Origin of the sequence: Bradyrhizobium sp. ARR65 (assembly GCF_000472385.1) — a bacterium.
GTDB lineage: Bacteria > Pseudomonadota > Alphaproteobacteria > Rhizobiales > Xanthobacteraceae > Bradyrhizobium.
This window is the reverse complement of record NZ_AWZU01000044.1, coordinates 1-17,791: the sequence shown is the minus strand read 5'-3', so window position 1 is coordinate 17,791 and position 17,791 is coordinate 1. Positions and strand designations below refer to the sequence as shown.

Sequence of the window (17,791 nt, the reverse complement as noted above, 5' to 3'; positions counted from 1 at the left end):
CCGCCCCTGTCGCAATGCCGGCGACGGCATGGCCCTGCCATGCGTCAAGGAATAGCTCAAAAGCAAATCGAGAGAAACAGGCAAGGGGCTACCGCCTCAGCTCACACCCGCCGAAGCACCGCCCCGTCGATATGGCGGCTGGTGTCGACGACCGGCGACTTGTGATCATCCCGGATACAACGCGTCAGGAAAGCCGTGCGGCTGCAATGCCAGCCAGCGCCGAGAACCGGATGGGAGACCGGCCTTGGATAACTGAGCGCAACTGCAACACCTGCCGCACAAGCCGCCACCCAAACGATCCACGCAACTGCCTTGCGGTTTTGCGATCGAACGGCCATGGCCGCCACTCCTCTTTGAGCAGCCGCACCCTAGGCCGGAGTTTGTGCAAGTACCTGTGAATGAAATCACAATTCGGCAATTTTTGTTCGATTTTGATGAGCCAACGCGCGCGCAAGATGGTGGCTTCTCGGCCCGCGACGCGGTAAATCCCTGCCGATTTCGCGCCTTACCTCGCGGTGCGCGACACAGCCAATTGCAACAACGAAGAGTGACGTAACAAGGCCCATTCGATGAGTGGATTCAAAGAACCCGGTTTCGCAGACCGGCAGAAAGCGGCGCAGCGCGCGCGGGAAAATCTTCTCAAGAGATTCCGCGAGCAGCCCGGCCCCGATGATCCCGAGGTCGCGCGACGCCGCGCCGAGCGCGAGGCGATCGCCGCCAACCGTGAGCGCGTGCGACAGGAGCGCGAGGCCGCCAAGGCGGAACAGAAGCGCCGCGAGGAAGAGGCCGCAGCGCTCGAAGCCGCGCGCATCGCGCGCGAAAAGGAAGAAGAAGAAGCACGGCAGGCTGCGCTTCTGGCCGAACAGAAAGCCAAGCGCGACGCGCGCTACGCCGCGCGTAAAGCGCGAGGCAAGCGGAAGTAGGTTCGGCACCGGCCGTGTGCGTCATTCCGGGACACGCGAAAGCGCGAGCCCGGAATCCATAACCACAGGCCATCATTGTTGGACGCGCAGCTCGATGACTGTTTTCAAACAACACGCACCAGCGGTTAGGGATTCCGGGCGGAGCCCTGAGGGCTGCCCCGGAATGACAGCGGAGAGCGCCCGCCGGGCAAATCGCTCCGACGGCAAATCTGTCCCACTTCATCGGTGCCGTGTCGATCACGTGGTCAAAACCGCGGGAAAGTGACCGCGCGTAAAAACCAATTTCGCAAAGCGCCTCAAGCGGATCGGTGCGTTCAAGATCTTCCCGCAAAAATATTCCGCTTTCGTTTTTTCAGAAATTGAGGATTACTATGCCCGTTCCGCGCCGGCATGAGGGGCGTTACGCGTCGTCACGAACGTGGGGCGGAATGCGGTGGCCGCGGATATGCCGTAAGACGTGCGGCATTGATGCGGACGGCGAAGTCGTGTGGTTCTGGCGCGCCCATGCAGGCGCCAAGTCCGCGCAAGATGATGCGCGGGCGACGGTGGCAAACAAGCTGGTTCAGGGGGAAGAGCGCGAAATAAGCCGTAAACCACTCGTGCAGGGAGGGCCGGACTGCTTCCGCCTAACCTGTGGCTTCTGCCCCGCGCATTCTTGTTGCGCGGGGGCCGCGGGTGTGGCGGGCACCCGGCCTTCCCTGCGCCCTCTGTATTCTTGGAGGGACATGAAAATGCAAACCTCGGGCGCGAACGGCGCCGCGAGAATGCGGACTGTTGTCTCCCCATCGTGGACGGCCATGGCGATGTGCACGGTCTAAAAATTCAATCGGAAGGTCTCCGACCTCGTCCTGGCGAAAAGCCAGCACGAAGAATTGGCGCGCTGCGCTCAGTTCTTTTTCATCATCCCGTCATCTTTTTTCATGCCGTCCTTGGACATCGCGTCGCCCTTCTTCATGCTGTCCTTCGACATGGTGTCCTTCTTCATACTGTCATGCGACATGCTGTCCTTGGACATCGTGTCCTTTTTCATGGTGTCATCGGCGAAGGCTGCGGGAGCGAGCGTCAGGCTGAGCGAAACTGCGGCGACCGAAACAGCGAGCGCGATACGAGTGCGAATGGTCATGATGGTCATCCCTTCAAGAGCTGGTTTTTGCAAGCGACTGACGCCGCCTCCCTGCTCGACGCCGCCACAGCGACGTTTGTTACGCGGCGATCTGTAAAATTTTCGCAGTCCCGGCTTTTTTGCGGCCGGCGCAAGGGGTGGTTTTGCCGCTTCGACACAATTTCGCCCGTGATGGACGTGTTAGTGCGCGCGCACATCGGCAGGGGTTGGAGCGAGTGTGCGCCGCAACAAAATGCTGCCGCCAATCGCGGCGAGGTTCCAACTATCAGATTAGAGAAATGCGGGTTGCATTCCGGCTAAGGTGATGCACAAGGCCGGGTTGAAAACCTGCTCAACGGTTGCATTAAAGGGGACGTTTTCCATGCTTACACGCCGTCATCTCATCGCATCAGCGCTTGCTGCCCCCGCCATCCTCCGGTTTGGAGTCGGCACCGCAAAGGCCGCAACCACGCTGAAGATCTCGCACCAATTCCCCGGCGGCACCATCGACAAGGGCGACTTCCGCGACCGGCTTTGCCGTATGTTTGCCGCTGAAGTGGCAAAACGTAGCGGCGGCGACATTTCCGCCGAAATCTATCCCAATTCCTCGCTGATCAAGACCAACGCGCAGTTCTCCGCGATGCGCAAGGGGGCGCTCGATATCAGCCTCTATCCCATGCCTTATGCCGGCGGCGAACTGCCGGAGACGAATATCGGCCTGATGCCCGGCCTGGTTGCAACCTACGATCAGGGGATGCGCTGGAAGACGGAGCCGGTCGGCAAGGCACTGAGCGATTTTCTTGCCGATAAAGGCATCATTCTGCTCTCCTGGGTCTGGCAGGCCGGCGGTGTCGCCAGCCGGTCACGGGCGATCGTCGCGCCCGAGGACGCCAAGGGCATGAAGGTACGCGGCGGCTCACGCGAAATGGACATGGTGCTGCAGACGGCGGGCGCCTCCGTGCTATCGGTGCCCTCGAACGAAATCTATCAGGCGATGCAGACCGGCGCCTGCGACGCCGGCATCACCTCCTCGACCAGCCTGATCTCGTTCAGGCTCGAGGAAGTCTCCAAGGCGCTGACCTCGGGCGCGGGTGCGTCCTACTGGTTCATGCTGGAGCCGCTGATGATGTCGAAGGCGGTGTTCGACAAACTGCCGAAGAACCACCAGGACATCATTGTCGCTGTCGGCAGCGAGCTCGAGGCCTTCGGGCGTAAGGGCGCACAGGAGGATGATGTCGAGGTCGCCAAAGTCTACGAGAAGGCCGGCGCGAAGGTCGCTCCGCTCGATCTCGCGACCGTCAACAAATGGCGTGACATCGCCCGCGACACTGCGTGGAAGGACTATGGGGCCAAGACCGCAGCCGCTGCCAACCTTCTGAAACTGGCCTCCAACGTCAACACATGATCCACGGTCCCCTTCCGGGTCGTGAGGACGCCTCCGAGGCGGCCACCGGCAGCGCGCTGGTGGCCGCTCTCGAAAGCGGGCTCGCGCTGCTCAACAACGTCATTCTCGTTTTCGCCGCGATCGCCCTGATCGCGGCCTGCGTGATCCTGAGCTACAGCGTGATCGGCCGCGCGCTGTTTCAGGCCGCCAATTATTGGCAAGACGAGGCCGCGGTGTTTCTGCTGGTTGGCGCCACCTTCATGACGTCGGCCTACGTACAGGCAAAGCGCGGTCATGTCAGCATCGAAGCCTTCGTCGGGCTACTCTCGCCGCTTGCCAATCGCATCCGCCTCTGGCTCGTCGATCTCGCCAGCTTCCTGTTCTGCGCCTTCTTCACCTGGAAGTCCTGGACCCTGACGCAGGAGGCCTATGTCGACGGCCAGGTTTCCAACTCGATGTGGTCGCCGCCGCTCGCCATTCCCTATGCGCTGATGGCGTGCGGCATGACGCTTCTGTGCCTGCAGCTCTTGCTGCAGATCATCACGCCGCTTGCGGGGGCTTCGCGCCGATGAGTGTGTTCGGCATTGGTTTGAGCTACGGGGTCGCAACGCTGGTTGCGATGTTTTCCGGCATGCCGATCGCGTTCGCGCTCGGCGCGGTCGCGGTCGTGTTCATGGGCATTTATATGCCCACGGCGTCGCTCGATACGGTGACGCAGAATGTCTACGAGGAAATGGCCTCGATCACTTTGTTGTCGATCCCGCTCTTCATCTTGAAGGGCGCCGCGATCGGCAAGTCCCGTGCCGGTCAGGATCTCTATTCCGCCCTGCATGCGTGGCTGCACCGCGTGCCCGGCGGCCTTGGCGTTGCCAATGTGTTTGCCTGCGCGCTGTTTGCGGCAATGGCAGGCTCCTCGCCCGCGACCTGCTCCGCGATCGGATCGGCCGGAATCCCGGAGATGCGCAAGCGCGGTTATTCCGGCGGGTTCGCGGCCGGCATCATCGCCGCCGGCGGCACCCTCGGGATCCTGCTGCCGCCCTCCATCACCATGATCCTGTTCGCGGTCGCCGCGGAGAAATCGCTGGGCCGCCTGTTTCTTGCCGGCATCGGGCCGGGGCTGCTGCTGGTGTCGCTGTTCGGCGCCTATGCCGTGATCCGCTTCCGCCGGGAATACGCCGCAGCCGAAGCCGTCTACAACAAGGGCGGGCCTCCCGCTGCCATTCTCACCCGAGACGAGTTCACGCTGGCGGAGCGGTTCAGCGCCCTGCCCCGCGTCATTCCCTTCGTGCTGCTGTTGACCGGCGTGATGATCGCGCTCTATGGCGGTTACGCGACGCCATCCGAGACCGCTGGGCTCGGCGGGATCTTGGCGCTCGGGCTGATCGCGATGATCTATGGCGTGTGGCGGCCGACCGATCTCGCCCCGATCCTGACCTCGACCATTCGCGAATCCACCATGCTGATGCTGATCATTGGCATGTCGCTGCTCTATTCCTACGTGATGAGCTATCTGCACATCTCGCAATCGGCGGCGGAAGCCATCGTCGCAATGCACCTGCCGCGCTGGGAGCTGCTTGCGGCGATCCTGCTGTTGGTCATTGTGCTTGGCTTCTTCCTGCCGCCGGTCTCGATCATCCTGATGACCGCGCCGATCATCCTGCCGCCGCTGCGGGCGGCCAATTTCGACATCATCTGGTTCGGCATCATCATGACCATCGTGATGGAGATGGGACTGATCCACCCGCCGGTGGGGCTGAACATCTTTGTTATCCGCAATGTCGCGCCCGATATTCCCCTGCGCGAGGTGATCTGGGGGACCCTGCCGTTCGTGCTGTTGATGATGGCCGCGGTTCTGGTGCTGTGCTTCGTGCCGGAGATTTCGACCTGGCTGCCCGACCTGATCATGGGGCCGGAGGGGGCGAGATAGCACGTGCTAGGTGACTGCCCGTCTCTTCTTCGCATTCAGCGCCGTGGCCACGCGGCTGACCGGCGGGCGCCCGAGCAGGCGGCTGATCTCATTGGTCGCCGCCAGCAACTTTTCCATGTCGACGCCCGTCCTGATGCCCATGCCCTCGAGCATGTAGACCACGTCTTCGGTCGCCACATTGCCGGTGGCTCCCGGCGCGTATGGGCAGCCACCCAGCCCGCCCGCCGCGGCGTCAAGCACATGAATGCCCTCTTCCATGCCGGCGTACAGGTTCGCCAAGGCTTGGCCATAGGTGTCATGAAAATGCATCGCGAGGTTGCCCGCAGGCACGTGATCGGCAACGGCGCGCAGCATCTGCTTGGCTTTGAGCGGCGTGCCAACTCCGATCGTGTCGCCCAGCGAGATCTCGTAACAGCCGAGCTCCCACAATTTTCCTGCAACATCGGCTACCGCCTGCGGCCTGATCTCGCCGTCGAACGGGCAGCCCAGCACGCAGGAAACATAGCCGCGCACCTTGAGGCCATCAGCTCTCGCGCGTGCCAACACCGGCTTGAAGCGCTCGATCGATTCCGCAATCGAGCAATTGATGTTGGCACGCGAAAAGCCTTCCGAGGCCGCGGCGAATACCGAAACGACTTTGGCGCCCGCGCCGCGCGCGGCCTCGTAGCCCTTCTCGTTCGGCACCAGAACATGGAATTCAGCGTTTCCAATGTGGCCGACGCTGCGTAGCACCTCATCCGACCCCACCATTTGGGGAATCGCCTTGGGTGAGACGAAGGCGCCGACCTCCACGGTGCGCAAGCCCGCATCAACCAGCCGCTCGACAAAGGCGATGCGGTCGGCGACGCTGATGGGCGTCTTCTCGTTCTGCAGGCCGTCGCGCGGCCCCATTTCGATGATGCGCACGTCGGTCATTCGATATCCGGCTCATTCGCCCGAAGGCTCGACCTCGGCAAGTTCCACGCCTTCCTGCACGATGTCGCCGACCCTGCACCTAATGGCCTTCAGGACGCCGGCAAACGGCGCCCGCAGGGTCTGCTCCATCTTCATGACTTCCAGCGTAAGGATCGCGGCGCCTTTCTCCAGTTTAGCACCCTCTTCTGCGAGTACCGCGACGACCGTTCCGGGCAATGGCGCTATGATCTTGTCCTCGCCGGTCTGCTCCTCCGTTTCCCCGCCGAACGGATCGACCCAATGCAATTCGAAGCGCCCGTTGCGGGTCCGCAGGTAAAGCTCATGTCCGTCGATCATCGCGACGACAGGCGTTCTCACGTTATCGAGCGTGAGATCAAAGCTGTCGCGTTCGGCTCGGCTGAACGCAAAGCTATACTCGCGGCCGTCGATCGCAAGCGTCAGCGGCCCCTTGCCATAGCGCAGGGTCACCTTCCGCTCAGCCGCGTGGCCTTGCCGAAACGAAAATACCCGCTCGCGGCGGCCGACCGGCATCCAGCCAAAGCTCTGCCAGGGCGAATGCACCTCGGCCTTTGCTGCTTCCGCTTCCTCGCCGAGAAGCGCCGCCACGGCTGCGCACAGTTCGAGTTCGCTCGCAGGTGGCGGGGCAGGCGTCAACGCCTGCAATTCGCGCTCGATGAAACCGGTATCGATCGTGTTGGCAGCAACTTGCGGATGGCTGACCAATGCCGCGAGAAACGGAATATTGGTGATCACACCGCGGATGTCGGTCTCCTGCAGACCGCGGTTAAGCCGCTCGATCGCGTCCCTGCGCGTAGGCGCCCAGGCGATCATCTTCGCAAGCATGGCATCGTAATAGGGCGAGACCGTATCGGTCGCCCGATAGCCCGCATCGATGCGCAAACCCTCGCTCTCTTCGGGAAGTCGCCAAGCGTTGATCTTCCCGACGGAAGGCATGAAATTCCTGGCGGGATTTTCCGCATAGATGCGCGCTTCGATGGCGTGACCATTCAACCTGATCTGATCCTGGGTCAGCGGCAGCTTTTCGCCGAAGGCAACGCGCAACTGCCATTCGACGAGATCAATGCCGGTGATCAGTTCCGTCACCGGATGTTCGACCTGCAGGCGGGTGTTCATCTCGATGAAGAACACGTCCTTGCCGTCCGAGACGAACTCGATCGTGCCCGCGCCGACATAGTTGACCGCGCCTGCGGCTTTCCGCGCGGCAGCGCAGACCGCCTCACGCTGCGCGGCGTTGAGCGTCGGCGATGGCGCCTCTTCGATCACCTTTTGGTGCCGCCTCTGCAAAGTGCATTCGCGCTCGAACAGCGACAACAGATTGCCGTGGCTGTCGCCGACGATCTGCACTTCGATATGGCGGGGATTATCGACGAATTTTTCGATCAAGAGGCGGTCGTCGCCAAAGGCAGCCTTGGCCTCGCGCTTGGCGCTGACGATCGCGGCAGAAAGCTCGTCTGCCGAGCGCACGATCCGCATGCCGCGTCCACCGCCGCCCGCGGACGCCTTGACCAACACCGGAAAGCCGATCTTGTTGGCGGCATTCGCGAGTATCGGCGCGTCCTGCGCCTCACCGTGATAGCCCGGCACCAATGGCACGCCCGCCTTTTCCATCAAAGCCTTGGAGCCGGATTTCGATCCCATTGCGGTCATCATCTCGGCGGTCGGGCCAACGAAGACGATGCCGGCTTCCGCACAGGCTTGCGCGAATTCCGCATTCTCGGAAAGGAAACCGTAGCCAGGATGCACTGCCTCCGCCCCGGTCATGCGCGCGGCCTCGATCACCCGCGCAATGTCGAGATAACTGTCGCGGGCCCGCGCAGGCCCGAGCAACACGGCCTCGTCGGCCGTCTCGACATGCATGGCTCCGCGGTCAGCCTCGGAATAGACGGCGACCGTGCGCAGGCCCATCCGTTTGGCGGTGCGGATCACCCGGACTGCGATCTCTCCGCGATTGGCAATGAGCAGCGTGCGGAAGCGACGGTACAACTTGGAACGATCCATCGTCACATCCTGAACAGTCCGAATTTCGTGGGTTCGATCGGCGCATTCGCGGCGGCGGAAAGACCGAGTCCCAGGATCAGCCGCGTGTCGGCCGGATCGATCACACCGTCATCCCATAGCCGCGCGGTCGCATAATAGGGATTGCCCTGGCTTTCATATTGCGCGCGGATCGGCGAGCGAAACGCCTCCTCCTCTTCCGCCGACCAGATCTCCCCCTTGGCTTCGATATTGTCGCGCCGGACCTGGCTCAGCACCATGGCCGCTTGCTCACCGCCCATCACCGAGACTCGCGCGTTCGGCCACATCCAGAGGAAACGCGGGCTGTAAGCGCGCCCGCACATGCCGTAATTGCCGGCACCATAAGAGCCGCCGATCACGACCGTGAATTTCGGCACCGAAGCTGTTGCGACGGCAGTCACGAGTTTCGCGCCATCACGCGCAATGCCCCCGGCCTCGTATTTTTTGCCGACCATGAAGCCCGTGATGTTCTGCAAGAACACCAGCGGAATGCCCCGCTGACAGCAGAGTTCGATGAAATGCGCGCCCTTTAGCGAGCTTTCGCTGAACAAAATGCCGTTGTTGGCGATAATGCCGACCGGGTAACCCCAGATATGGGCGAAGCCGCAGACGAGTGTCTGGCCGTACAGCTTCTTGAACTCGTCGAATTCAGAGCCATCCACAATCCGCGCGATGATGTCGCGCACGTCGAACGGCTTTCGACCGTCGACCGGGACCACACCGTAAATTTCTTCCGTCGGAAATAGCGGCTCGCGCGGCTCGCGCATATTCAGCACATTGTGCCGCGGCGGCTTGAGCGTACCGACGATGCGCCGTGCGATCCCGATCGCATGCGCGTCGTCTTGGGCGTAATGATCGGTGACGCCAGACTGGCGCGAATGCACGTCGGCACCACCGAGTTCCTCCGCGCTGACCACCTCGCCGGTCGCAGCTTTCACCAGAGGCGGCCCGCCGAGGAAGATCGTGCCCTGATTGCGAACGATGATGCTCTCATCCGACATCGCCGGTACATAGGCGCCACCGGCCGTGCAGGAGCCCATGACTATGGCGATCTGGGGGATGCCAAGTGCCGACATCTGCGCCTGGTTGTAGAAGATGCGGCCGAAATGTCGTTCGTCGGGGAAGATCTCGTCCTGCAGCGGCAGAAACGCGCCGCCGGAATCCACCATGTAGACGCAAGGAAGATTGTTCTGGCGCGCGATGTCCTGCGCGCGCAGGTGCTTCTTAACCGTCATCGGGTAATAGGTGCCGCCCTTGATCGTGGCATCGTTAGCCACGATGACGCATTCGCGCCCCGCAATCCGTCCAACCCCAGTGATGATGCTGGCGGAGTGCACGTCGCCACCATAGAGACCGAAAGCGGCGAGCGGCGACAATTCGAGAAAGGCCGTGCCGGGATCGACCAGCAGGTCGACGCGCTGACGCGCCAGCATCTTTCCACGCGACGTATGCCGGGCTCGGGAAGCCTCGCCGCCGCCCCCTGCGACGGTCGTCAGTTTCTCGGTTAGATCCGTAACCAGCGCGCGCATGGCCTCAGCATTGCGCGCGAAATCCGGTGATGCGGGATCGATACTGGAATGCAGCGGCATGGCTTTGGCGATTCATGAAATGCCGCGATCGAGGGCGGCTTGCGTTAAGGTGTCATTGCAAAGCCGCCTCGGCAACTCCGGTGTGGCCGTGGGGCAGAGCGGGCCCGCGGGGTCAGCAGCGCCCCCGCAGCGGCTAGTGCGTCCAGGGTTCACCGCGCCGGAACGAAAAATTGTCGGCATAGGCAACCGGGCGCCGGACCGGCTCCTTCGGCTCGATCACTTGATAGGGAATGCCCTTGCGTTCGCAGTAGGCGATAGCCTCTTCTTTGGTATGGAAGCGCAAGGTGACCTGCTGCTTCATGTCGGTCGAGGAGGTCCAGCCCATCAGGGGCTCGATGGCGCGCGGCTGCTCCGGCTCATAGTCGAGCTGCCAATCCAAGATGTTGGCCTTACCCGATTGCATGGCGTTTTTGGCGGGCTTGAAAATCCGTGCAGTCATGGATGGTCGGGACCTCGAAAAAAGCCGTATTGAAGGGCGTGGTCGAAACGTCCAAGATAGGCTAGAGCCACCGCTCGTGGTTTTGAACGGTGATTCCTCTACCCGGGAAGTTACCCTCGCCCGCCCGGTATAGTCACTCTGTCGCGCTGTGACAATCGCGACACAGCACCGTGACAAGCTGGGGCGGCAAGGGCCCCGGCCGGCTTCAATTTCAAGAAACAACTTTACCCGCGAAACGCCCATGAAGATCAACGCCACCCTGCCGGAAAAAGGACGCGATCTCCGCCTCGACCTGTTTCGCGGCATCGCGAACTGGGCGATTTTCCTGGATCATATTCCTGATAACGTCGTGAACTGGATCACGACTCGGAACTGGGGGTTTTCCGACGCTGCCGATCTGTTCGTTTTCATTTCGGGCTACACCGCCTCTTTCGTGTACGCGCGGATGATGATCGAACGCGGCTTCATCGTCGGCGCGACCCGCCTCACCAAGCGGGTCTGGCAGCTCTACGTCGCCCATGTCATCCTGTTCGTGATCTACATCGTGGCGATCAGTTTCCTGGCGCGGCGTTTCATGGATTCCGAGCTGATCAACGAGTTCAATGTCGCAGGCCTCGTCGACCATGCCACGGAAACCCTGGGTCAAGGGCTGCTGCTCAAATTCAAGCCGGTCAATCTGGACGTGCTGCCGCTTTACATTGTGCTGATGGGGTTTTTCCCGCCGGTGCTGTGGTTCATGCTGCGCCAGCCCGACCTCACCATGGCGGCGTCGATCGCGCTCTGGCTGGTCGCCCGGCATTTCGGCTGGAATTTCACCGCCTATCCTGCGGGCGTATGGTACTTCGATCCGTATGCTTGGCAGGTGCTGTTCGTGTTCGGCTCGTGGTGCGCGCTCGGCGGTGCCAAGCGGGCAGCCTGGATCATCAATTCCAAGGCTGCGCTTTATCTCGGCATCGCCTACCTGATCTTTGCGCTGATCATGACGATGGCTGGCCGCTTTCCGGACTTCGGAGCGCTGTTCCCGGATTGGCTGTATTCGACGTTCAATCCGAACGATAAGACCTACATGGCGCCCTATCGCTTCCTCCATTTCATCGTCATCGCGATGCTTGTGGTCCGCTTCATTCCGAAGACCTGGCCGGGCCTGGAGTGGCCGGTTTTCGATCCGGCCATCGTCTGCGGCCAGCAGTCGCTGGCGGTGTTCTGTGTCGGCGTCTTCTTGTCCTTCGTCGCTCATTTCACGCTGACGCTCAGCTCCGGCTCGTTCCTTGCCCAGGTCCTGGTCAGCGTCGCCGGCATCGCCATCATGACCACGGTTGCCTATTACATCTCCTGGTCGAAGCGGCAGGATAAACCGGCGGCAAAGGCCGCGGCAGCAGCCCCCAAGCCGACCTAGGAAAGGCTGTAGGTGGCGAAGCGCTTCATCGGCGTCCTCTGCCCTTGGGCTTGTCGCCAATCAGCCGGCCGCGGGAAGAGATACCGCCCCAAGCCGTGGACCAGGCGAGCGTCGCATCGGACGCCGGCTCGCTGGACCGCCCGGACGAGTCCGGATTGCGCTTGCCCTGCAGTGCGAACATCGCCCCCTGCGGGTCGATGCAGCGGGCAATCCAGGTTCCGTCCCATAGTTCGACCGGTCCCTGCGCGATCCGGCCGCCTGCCGACTTCACTTGCTCAATGGCATCGTCGAGGTCGGCGACATCGAAATAGTAGAGCCAGAACGGCACCGGCGTGGCAGCAAACTTGGTGAACATGCCACCGAGCGTGCGCCCGCCCGCGGCAAACAGTTGATACGAGTCGAGCGGAGCAGCTTCAGCCCGCGCTCTCTCCCAACCGAACAACGCGCTGTAGAAATCAAAGGCCGACCTGCCATCGGCGGCGAGGAGCTCGTGCCAGCCCACACGGCCAAGCTCACTCGCCTCCCCAGCAGGCGCACCGCCATATTTTAGCCCTTTGGCCAAGGCGAACGTTGCCGTCTGCGGATCGGCGACAACCGAGATGCGGCCGATGTTGCTGTCGGTCGGCGGTACATATATCGCGCCCCCGAGATCTCTGAGCCGCTCGACCGCACCGTCCACGTCCTGCACCGCGACATAACCAACCCACCGCGGCATAGCACCCTTTTCGCGTCCTTCTGGCGGCAGCTCCATCAGGCCTGCTATCGGCATGTCGTCGATGCTAAAGACCCGGTAAGCGAATTTTGCCGTGGAGGCGTCCTGCACATCCCAGCCGACAACGTCACGATAGAACGCTTGCGCTGCCGGCAAATCGATCGTCAGCAGTTCGTACCAGGCAAAGGTCGCGGGATGATCGACCATTCAGAACTCTCTCCGATCGCCTCAACAACCAAATGCGGCAACGCATCGCAACGTGCACGCGTCGCGCGTGCGATCATGATTGTGAACGTTTTTATTCAGCATGTGATTCATCAAGATGAACAGGAACTGAATACACTACAACGAGTTAGTGAAGCCATCTAACTTGCCTAGCGAACGAGCCAAGCGTAGAATTTATTGGCTGGAGTTTGAAAACACTTCTGACAGGTATGGAGGATGCGACGATGCCACGGGTGAAGCAAGCTTCGAAACGGAAGCGCGTGACCAAAGCTGCTGCCGTGCCGGCATTGGGTGCCGCTGGACTGGGCCTTTCTATGGTGGGAAGCGCATCCGCGTCTACGATGCCCACAGCAGACGTCCCGCAATCGCTGAACACCGTGCCGAATCAGCGCTTCGTTCTCGGCGAGGAGGAAATCGCCGACGTCAGCCTCGCGACCTTCCATCTCTTCGATAAAGAGAGCGGCACCGGTGGTGTGCAGCAGATGGCCTGGGGCTGCCGCTGTGGCGGTTGCCGCGGTTGTGGCTGCCGCGGTTGCGGCTGCAGGGGCTGCCGTTGTGGCGGCTGCGTTGGTTGCGGCGCCTGCTGTGCGTCTTGGGGCGTATGCCGTTGGTGCTAAACCGCGGCACATTCTGATTGCGCAGCAACAAGCGCTTATTTCATTGGCCGGGCTCGATAAGGGACCCGGCCAATTCATGTGCCCGTCACAGCGCTGTCGCCGCCCATGGCTTGGCGGCCTCTGCCGCCGCAGACCGAGCATATTTCCAAGCACGGCGAAACGTGCTAGCGCGCGGTCAGGATGAGAACGCCTGCCCGCCGCGGAAGCCGGCATGCTCCGGCGCTGTACCTTCATCGATAGAGTGCGTGTGCTGACACGATGACCGCCAAACGCAACACCAAAAAGGCCGACGCCGTTCTGCAGTTCGCGCCGAATTTCACTGCCTATGTGCTGCCCGGCGATGTCGTCTGTCTCTATTCCGAGGATCGCAAATTCTTCCTTCACGGCGCGCTCTATTGCGCGCTCGCAGAGGCGATCGGGGATCGCGGAAAGAGCCAGCAACAACTGCTCGCCAGGCTGAAACCCAAATTCCCGGACAGTCAGATCGAGGAAGCGCTCAAGCGTCTGATCGAGCGCGGCTACGTCGTGCCCGTTTCGAATTCCTTCACCGCCCCTGTGGCCGGCTATTGGGCGAGCCTCGGCCTTCCTCCGGCGACCGCCGCAGAGGCTCTCAAGACGTGTCGCGTGCGCATCGAGGCGATCGATGTGGACGGCGCCAAGGAGCTGACCACGGCGTTGCGCGATCTCGGCGTCAACATCGTCAATCGATCGCCCGATCTCACCGTCACCCTCGTCAACGACTATCTGGAGCGGCGGCTCGCTGAACTGAACAAGCAGCGGGTGACCGATGGGACGCCGTGGTTGCTGGCCCAACCGTCCGGCGTCTTTCCGCTGGTCGGGCCGGTGTTCAATCCGCCAGAGAACGCCTGCTGGACGTGTATGTTCGACCGTATGATCAGGAATCGCGAGATCAAGGGTTTTCTCGAGCGCGGGCCGGCACGGCCCGTTGCGGTCTCGCCGCTCGTGCGCAAGCCCTTTGGTCAAAACGCTGTTCACTTCGCTGCGGTCGAAATCGCCAAAGCGATCGCCTCCGGCTTTCGCACCGATCTTAACGATCACATCGCAAGCTTCGACCTTCTGGGCGCGACGGTCGCAAGACACTACGTGGCGAAACGGCCGCAATGTCCCGATTGCGGGGAACGAAAGCTGCAGAACCCGCGTCGCGCCCCCAAGCCGATCGAACTCGGGCCCGGCGCCAAACTGGTCATGACCAGCGGCGGCTATCGCACCGTTACTTCCCAGGCCACGGTGGCGCGCTTTCGCAGGCATGTGAGCCCGCTCACCGGCGTGGTGAAGAAGCTCGAGCGTATCCAGGCCGACCTGCCGCTCAACACCAACTTCTTCGCCCAGCACAATTTCTCCGCCCCGGCGCAGAGCCTCGACCAGCTCCGGTCCGGATTGCAGGGCGGCAGTTTCGGCAAGGGCTCGACCGCGGAGCAGGCGGAAGCCAGCGCGCTGATGGAAGCGATCGAGCGCTATTCCGGAATTTTCCAAGGCGACGAGATCAGGATCAAGCGGCGCTTCACCGATTTTGCGCCGGGCGAAGCGATCCTCCCCAACGACGTCCAGCTCTTCAGCCAAAGGCAGTTCGAGACGCGGCTCGATCCGCAAGCAGACGATCAGCATCCCGTGCCCCCGCCGCTCGATCCATCCGAGAAGATCGAATGGACACCGGTCTGGTCGCTCCGCGATCACCGCTTCCGCTACGTCCCGACGGGCCTCGCGTATTTTTTCTACCACGATGCGCACACGGATTCGAACGGCTGCGCCGCCGGCAATACGCTGGAGGAAGCTATCGTCCAGGGTTTCCTCGAGTTGGTGGAACGAGATGCCTACGCGATCTGGTGGTACAACCAGGTGCGCCGCGCTGAGCTCGATCTCGACCAGTTCGACGATTCCTATGTCCGCGATCTCAGATCGCAGTTCGCCGCCGCCGGACGCAAGGTCTGGGTGCTCGACGTCACCAGCGATCTCGGCGTGCCGACCTATGTCGCCATCATGCATTGGATCCAGGATGGTCACGAGAACATCGAGTTCGGCTCGGGCGCGCATTTCGATCGCCGCATTGCGCTTCTGCGCGCGCTGACCGAGCTGAACCAGTTCCTGGCCATCGGCATGATGGGCGGCGCCAGCGGCGAGAAGCCGTCGCTCGACGGCGTCACCCCGCTGCGGCTCGAGAACTACCCGTTCCTCCTTCCGGCCGAAAATCCAGTCGTGCCGCCGGCGCCGGGCCTCAAGCTCGCCGATAACAGCCGCGGCCAGGTCGAGGCCTGCGTCGATGTCGCCCGCGAAGCGGGTTACGATTTTCTGGTGCTCGACCAGACCCGCCCCGACGTCGGCGTGCCGGTGGCGCGCGTGATCGTGCCCGGCTTGCGCCACTTCTATCGCCGCTTTGGCCCCGGCCGGCTGTACGATATCCCGGTCAAGCTCGGCCTGCTCGACCGCCCGCGGCTGGAGAGCGAGCTGACGCCGTTCCTCCCGCACACCTGACGGAAACCGGATTCCTTGCGTGCTCCTTCCAAGAAAACAGGGCGAAAGACGCAAAGCGCGACGCTGTCCGCAAGACTGAACGAGCGGGTCGGCCTGGAGGCGCAGGGCGACGGCCGTCTCGCCGCCAGCGTCGACGGCTATCCGCTCGACCTTGGCCCGTTCAGCGCAGGAGCGATCAAGCAAGCGGCAGGCTTGCGCGCCGGCCTGCCGCTTGGCTCTCTCGCCGCCGCTCGCAAACCGCTCGACCGGGAGATCGCTGCACTGGTCCGGCGCCTCGCCCGCAGCGGGTTGATCGAGTACCCGCTGTCGCGCGGAAAAAAGCATCTGGCCGTCATCGAGCCGCAGGTTGCGGATTACTGGCCGCAGGCCGCAAAGCTGCGCGCCAGCGATACCGTCGTGCTCTCCCGCTTTGCCTATCTGCGCCGCCGCGGCAATGCGCTGGTCCTGGAGTCGCCGCGCGCCGCAGCGCTGTTTCAGATCTGCGATCCGACCGTTGCGAGCTTTCTTGCCCGACTGTCGAAGCCGCAAAAGCTTGCGACCCTGCGGCAGCAGCGCGGATTTCCAGGGCCTGAGCTGTTCGCGCTGCTCGCCGCTTGCCAGATCCTGCTGACGCTCGATGCCAAGGACGGCGACGGCCTGCGGCCGCAGGAAGGCGACGACAATCTCGTGCTGTGGGACTTCCACGATCTCCTCTTCCACACCCGCTCGACGGAGGGGCGGCAGGCCAATCCACTGGGCGGGCTCTACCCTTACGCCGGCCTGATCGCGCCGCTGCCGGCCGAGCGGCCAAGCTGGCCGGGCAACAGGATCGAGTTGAGCGGGTTCGAGCCGCCGACACGCGCGCCAATGCCGATGCCAAAGCTCTTGCGCGAGCGTCACTCGGTGCGCGACTTCGACGAGGCCAACCCGATCACGCTGGCCGAGCTCGGGCAGTTTCTCGATGCCACCGCCCGCGTCCTGTCGCGCTGGGAGAGCCCGGTTGATTTTGATGGCGGCGGTCCGATCGTCGGCTTTACCTCTCGTCCATACCCGTCCGCCGGCAGCGCCTATGAACTCGAGCTCTATCTCGCCGTCGCCAATTGCGCCGGCCTGTCGCGCGGCTTCTATCACTATGATGCATCCGCCCATGCGCTGGTCACGATCGGGGCTGCTGCGGCAGAATTGGAGGCAATGCTTGGCGCGGCTCAATTCGCCATGGATGCAGCCACCTTGCCGCAAGTGCTGATCACCATTGCCGCACGGTTCGGCCGCTTGTCCTGGAAATACAGCGCAATCGCCTACTCCCTGATCCTGAAGGACGTCGGGGCAATGGTGCAGACGTTCTATCTGACCGCCACGGATATGGGCCTTGGCGGCTGCGCCATCGGCACAGGCAATATCGAGCTGTTCGCCAGGACGACGGGGCTGCCGTTCCACGCCGAAGGTCCGGTCGGCCAGTTTGCCCTCGGCCGCGGCGCCGGGACGGACGCCACGGATTGAGCGGCGAAGACCGCAAAGCCGAGCGGCGCGCGCCTTCGCCGCTCTACAGCGCGGCGAACGGCCGACTTGGCCTTGTAATTGATCCAGCGCAAAGACGGGCGGGCCGCAATCAGCTTCTTCTATCCGCACGCGGGCGTTCCTTCCCCGGAATACCGCTTTGACTTGAGGATGCCCCCGGGAGGACGCCCCCGAGCACGCTCGGGGGCATCCATTTTCGTTTTGGCCGGCCTGTCGTCACGACCAGGCGGAGATCCGGACAGCGGACTTTGTCCGTCGCGATGGGTGGTCGAACTTCGCAACAACCATGGCCTGTGCTTATGGGTCGCGACGTACACGGATTCAATTTTCAAACAGCATTAGGATACGCGTTCGCATTCCCGCGGCGCATTTCGCGCCCGAGCTTTTGCTTATAGCCACCCTCTTTGAAATCAGAGGGCGCAGGGAAGACCGGGTGCCCGCCGGCACCCGTGGGCCCTCGCGCGAAAAAGTACGCGCAAGAGCGCGAAGACCACAGGTGTAGGCGGAGAACACTCCGGCCTTCCCTGCGCAGTGGTTT

Annotated in this window: 13 protein-coding genes; 7 read left to right on the top strand and 6 right to left on the bottom strand. The window is 62.6% G+C overall.

Annotation, left to right across the window (positions count from 1 at the left end; genetic code table 11):
- Nucleotides 1–569: 569 nt before the first annotated feature.
- On the top strand, nucleotides 570–923 hold the full coding sequence (locus tag F758_RS0133215; protein WP_024511924.1) for a DUF6481 family protein: 354 nt from the start codon (nucleotides 570–572) through the stop codon (nucleotides 921–923).
- An 886-nt stretch (nucleotides 924–1,809) separates the two neighbouring features.
- On the opposite strand, the gene F758_RS0133210 is transcribed toward F758_RS0133215, so the two are convergent.
- Nucleotides 1,810–2,046 (bottom strand): pentapeptide MXKDX repeat protein, encoded by a 237-nt coding sequence (locus F758_RS0133210; protein WP_024511923.1) that lies wholly within the window; start codon nucleotides 2,044–2,046, stop codon nucleotides 1,810–1,812.
- A gap of 361 nt (nucleotides 2,047–2,407) precedes the next feature.
- Here F758_RS0133210 and dctP point away from each other — a divergent pair, with 361 nt between their 5' ends.
- Genes dctP through F758_RS0133195 form a run of 3 tightly spaced genes read left to right on the top strand, consistent with a single transcriptional unit; the run spans nucleotide 2,408 to nucleotide 5,336 of the window.
- Entirely contained in the window at nucleotides 2,408–3,430 is a 1,023-nt protein-coding gene (gene dctP, locus F758_RS0133205) for a TRAP transporter substrate-binding protein DctP (RefSeq protein WP_024511922.1), read from the top strand.
- A complete protein-coding gene (locus F758_RS0133200; RefSeq protein ID WP_024511921.1) occupies nucleotides 3,427–3,981 on the top strand; it encodes a TRAP transporter small permease in 555 nt (184 codons plus the stop codon). The genes dctP and F758_RS0133200 overlap by 4 nt, the downstream gene beginning before the upstream one ends.
- Nucleotides 3,978–5,336 (top strand): TRAP transporter large permease, encoded by a 1,359-nt coding sequence (locus F758_RS0133195; RefSeq protein ID WP_024511920.1) that lies wholly within the window; start codon nucleotides 3,978–3,980, stop codon nucleotides 5,334–5,336. The genes F758_RS0133200 and F758_RS0133195 overlap by 4 nt, the downstream gene beginning before the upstream one ends.
- A gap of 6 nt (nucleotides 5,337–5,342) precedes the next feature.
- On the opposite strand, the gene F758_RS0133190 is transcribed toward F758_RS0133195, so the two are convergent.
- From F758_RS0133190 to F758_RS0133175, 4 genes are all read right to left on the bottom strand, one after another.
- Complete coding sequence (locus F758_RS0133190) at nucleotides 5,343–6,251, bottom strand: hydroxymethylglutaryl-CoA lyase (protein ID WP_024511919.1); 909 nt, start codon at nucleotides 6,249–6,251, stop codon at nucleotides 5,343–5,345.
- 12 nt (nucleotides 6,252–6,263) lie between these two features.
- Nucleotides 6,264–8,270: an acetyl/propionyl/methylcrotonyl-CoA carboxylase subunit alpha gene (locus tag F758_RS0133185; RefSeq protein WP_024511918.1), complete on the bottom strand. Its 2,007-nt coding sequence runs from the start codon at nucleotides 8,268–8,270 to the stop codon at nucleotides 6,264–6,266.
- A 2-nt stretch (nucleotides 8,271–8,272) separates the two neighbouring features.
- The gene (locus F758_RS0133180; protein ID WP_024511917.1) at nucleotides 8,273–9,877 is read right to left on the bottom strand and encodes a carboxyl transferase domain-containing protein; all 1,605 of its coding nucleotides are present in this window, start codon (nucleotides 9,875–9,877) and stop codon (nucleotides 8,273–8,275) included.
- 133 nt (nucleotides 9,878–10,010) lie between these two features.
- Nucleotides 10,011–10,316, bottom strand: coding sequence for an ETC complex I subunit (locus F758_RS0133175; RefSeq protein WP_024511916.1), 306 nt, complete (start codon nucleotides 10,314–10,316; stop codon nucleotides 10,011–10,013).
- 241 nt (nucleotides 10,317–10,557) lie between these two features.
- Here F758_RS0133175 and F758_RS0133170 point away from each other — a divergent pair, with 241 nt between their 5' ends.
- Nucleotides 10,558–11,712: an OpgC domain-containing protein gene (locus tag F758_RS0133170; protein ID WP_024511915.1), complete on the top strand. Its 1,155-nt coding sequence runs from the start codon at nucleotides 10,558–10,560 to the stop codon at nucleotides 11,710–11,712.
- Nucleotides 11,713–11,737: 25 nt separating this feature from the next.
- Here F758_RS0133170 and F758_RS0133165 read toward each other — a convergent pair whose 3' ends face one another.
- Complete coding sequence (locus tag F758_RS0133165) at nucleotides 11,738–12,631, bottom strand: VOC family protein (RefSeq protein ID WP_024511914.1); 894 nt, start codon at nucleotides 12,629–12,631, stop codon at nucleotides 11,738–11,740.
- A gap of 893 nt (nucleotides 12,632–13,524) precedes the next feature.
- Between F758_RS0133165 and F758_RS0133160 the strand changes: the two genes are divergently transcribed.
- Nucleotides 13,525–15,756, top strand: coding sequence for a TOMM precursor leader peptide-binding protein (locus F758_RS0133160; protein ID WP_024511913.1), 2,232 nt, complete (start codon nucleotides 13,525–13,527; stop codon nucleotides 15,754–15,756).
- Nucleotides 15,757–15,771: 15 nt separating this feature from the next.
- Nucleotides 15,772–17,235 carry a SagB/ThcOx family dehydrogenase gene (locus F758_RS0133155; RefSeq protein ID WP_024511912.1) on the top strand — a complete coding sequence of 488 codons (1,464 nt, stop codon included), beginning with the start codon at nucleotides 15,772–15,774 and terminating at the stop codon, nucleotides 17,233–17,235.
- Nucleotides 17,236–17,791: the final 556 nt, after the last annotated feature.

What these genes read in the sequence shown, in the direction of transcription:
- F758_RS0133215 (WP_024511924.1), top strand. Translation starts at nt 570, where the DNA reads ATGAGTGGATTCAAAGAACCCGGTTTCGCAGACCGGCAGAAAGCGGCG.
- F758_RS0133210 (WP_024511923.1), bottom strand. Translation starts at nt 2,046, where the DNA reads ATGACCATTCGCACTCGTATCGCGCTCGCTGTTTCGGTCGCCGCAGTT.
- dctP (WP_024511922.1), top strand. Translation starts at nt 2,408, where the DNA reads ATGCTTACACGCCGTCATCTCATCGCATCAGCGCTTGCTGCCCCCGCC.
- F758_RS0133200 (WP_024511921.1), top strand. Translation starts at nt 3,427, where the DNA reads ATGATCCACGGTCCCCTTCCGGGTCGTGAGGACGCCTCCGAGGCGGCC.
- F758_RS0133195 (WP_024511920.1), top strand. Translation starts at nt 3,978, where the DNA reads ATGAGTGTGTTCGGCATTGGTTTGAGCTACGGGGTCGCAACGCTGGTT.
- F758_RS0133190 (WP_024511919.1), bottom strand. Translation starts at nt 6,251, where the DNA reads ATGACCGACGTGCGCATCATCGAAATGGGGCCGCGCGACGGCCTGCAG.
- F758_RS0133185 (WP_024511918.1), bottom strand. Translation starts at nt 8,270, where the DNA reads ATGGATCGTTCCAAGTTGTACCGTCGCTTCCGCACGCTGCTCATTGCC.
- F758_RS0133180 (WP_024511917.1), bottom strand. Translation starts at nt 9,877, where the DNA reads ATGCCGCTGCATTCCAGTATCGATCCCGCATCACCGGATTTCGCGCGC.
- F758_RS0133175 (WP_024511916.1), bottom strand. Translation starts at nt 10,316, where the DNA reads ATGACTGCACGGATTTTCAAGCCCGCCAAAAACGCCATGCAATCGGGT.
- F758_RS0133170 (WP_024511915.1), top strand. Translation starts at nt 10,558, where the DNA reads ATGAAGATCAACGCCACCCTGCCGGAAAAAGGACGCGATCTCCGCCTC.
- F758_RS0133165 (WP_024511914.1), bottom strand. Translation starts at nt 12,631, where the DNA reads ATGGTCGATCATCCCGCGACCTTTGCCTGGTACGAACTGCTGACGATC.
- F758_RS0133160 (WP_024511913.1), top strand. Translation starts at nt 13,525, where the DNA reads ATGACCGCCAAACGCAACACCAAAAAGGCCGACGCCGTTCTGCAGTTC.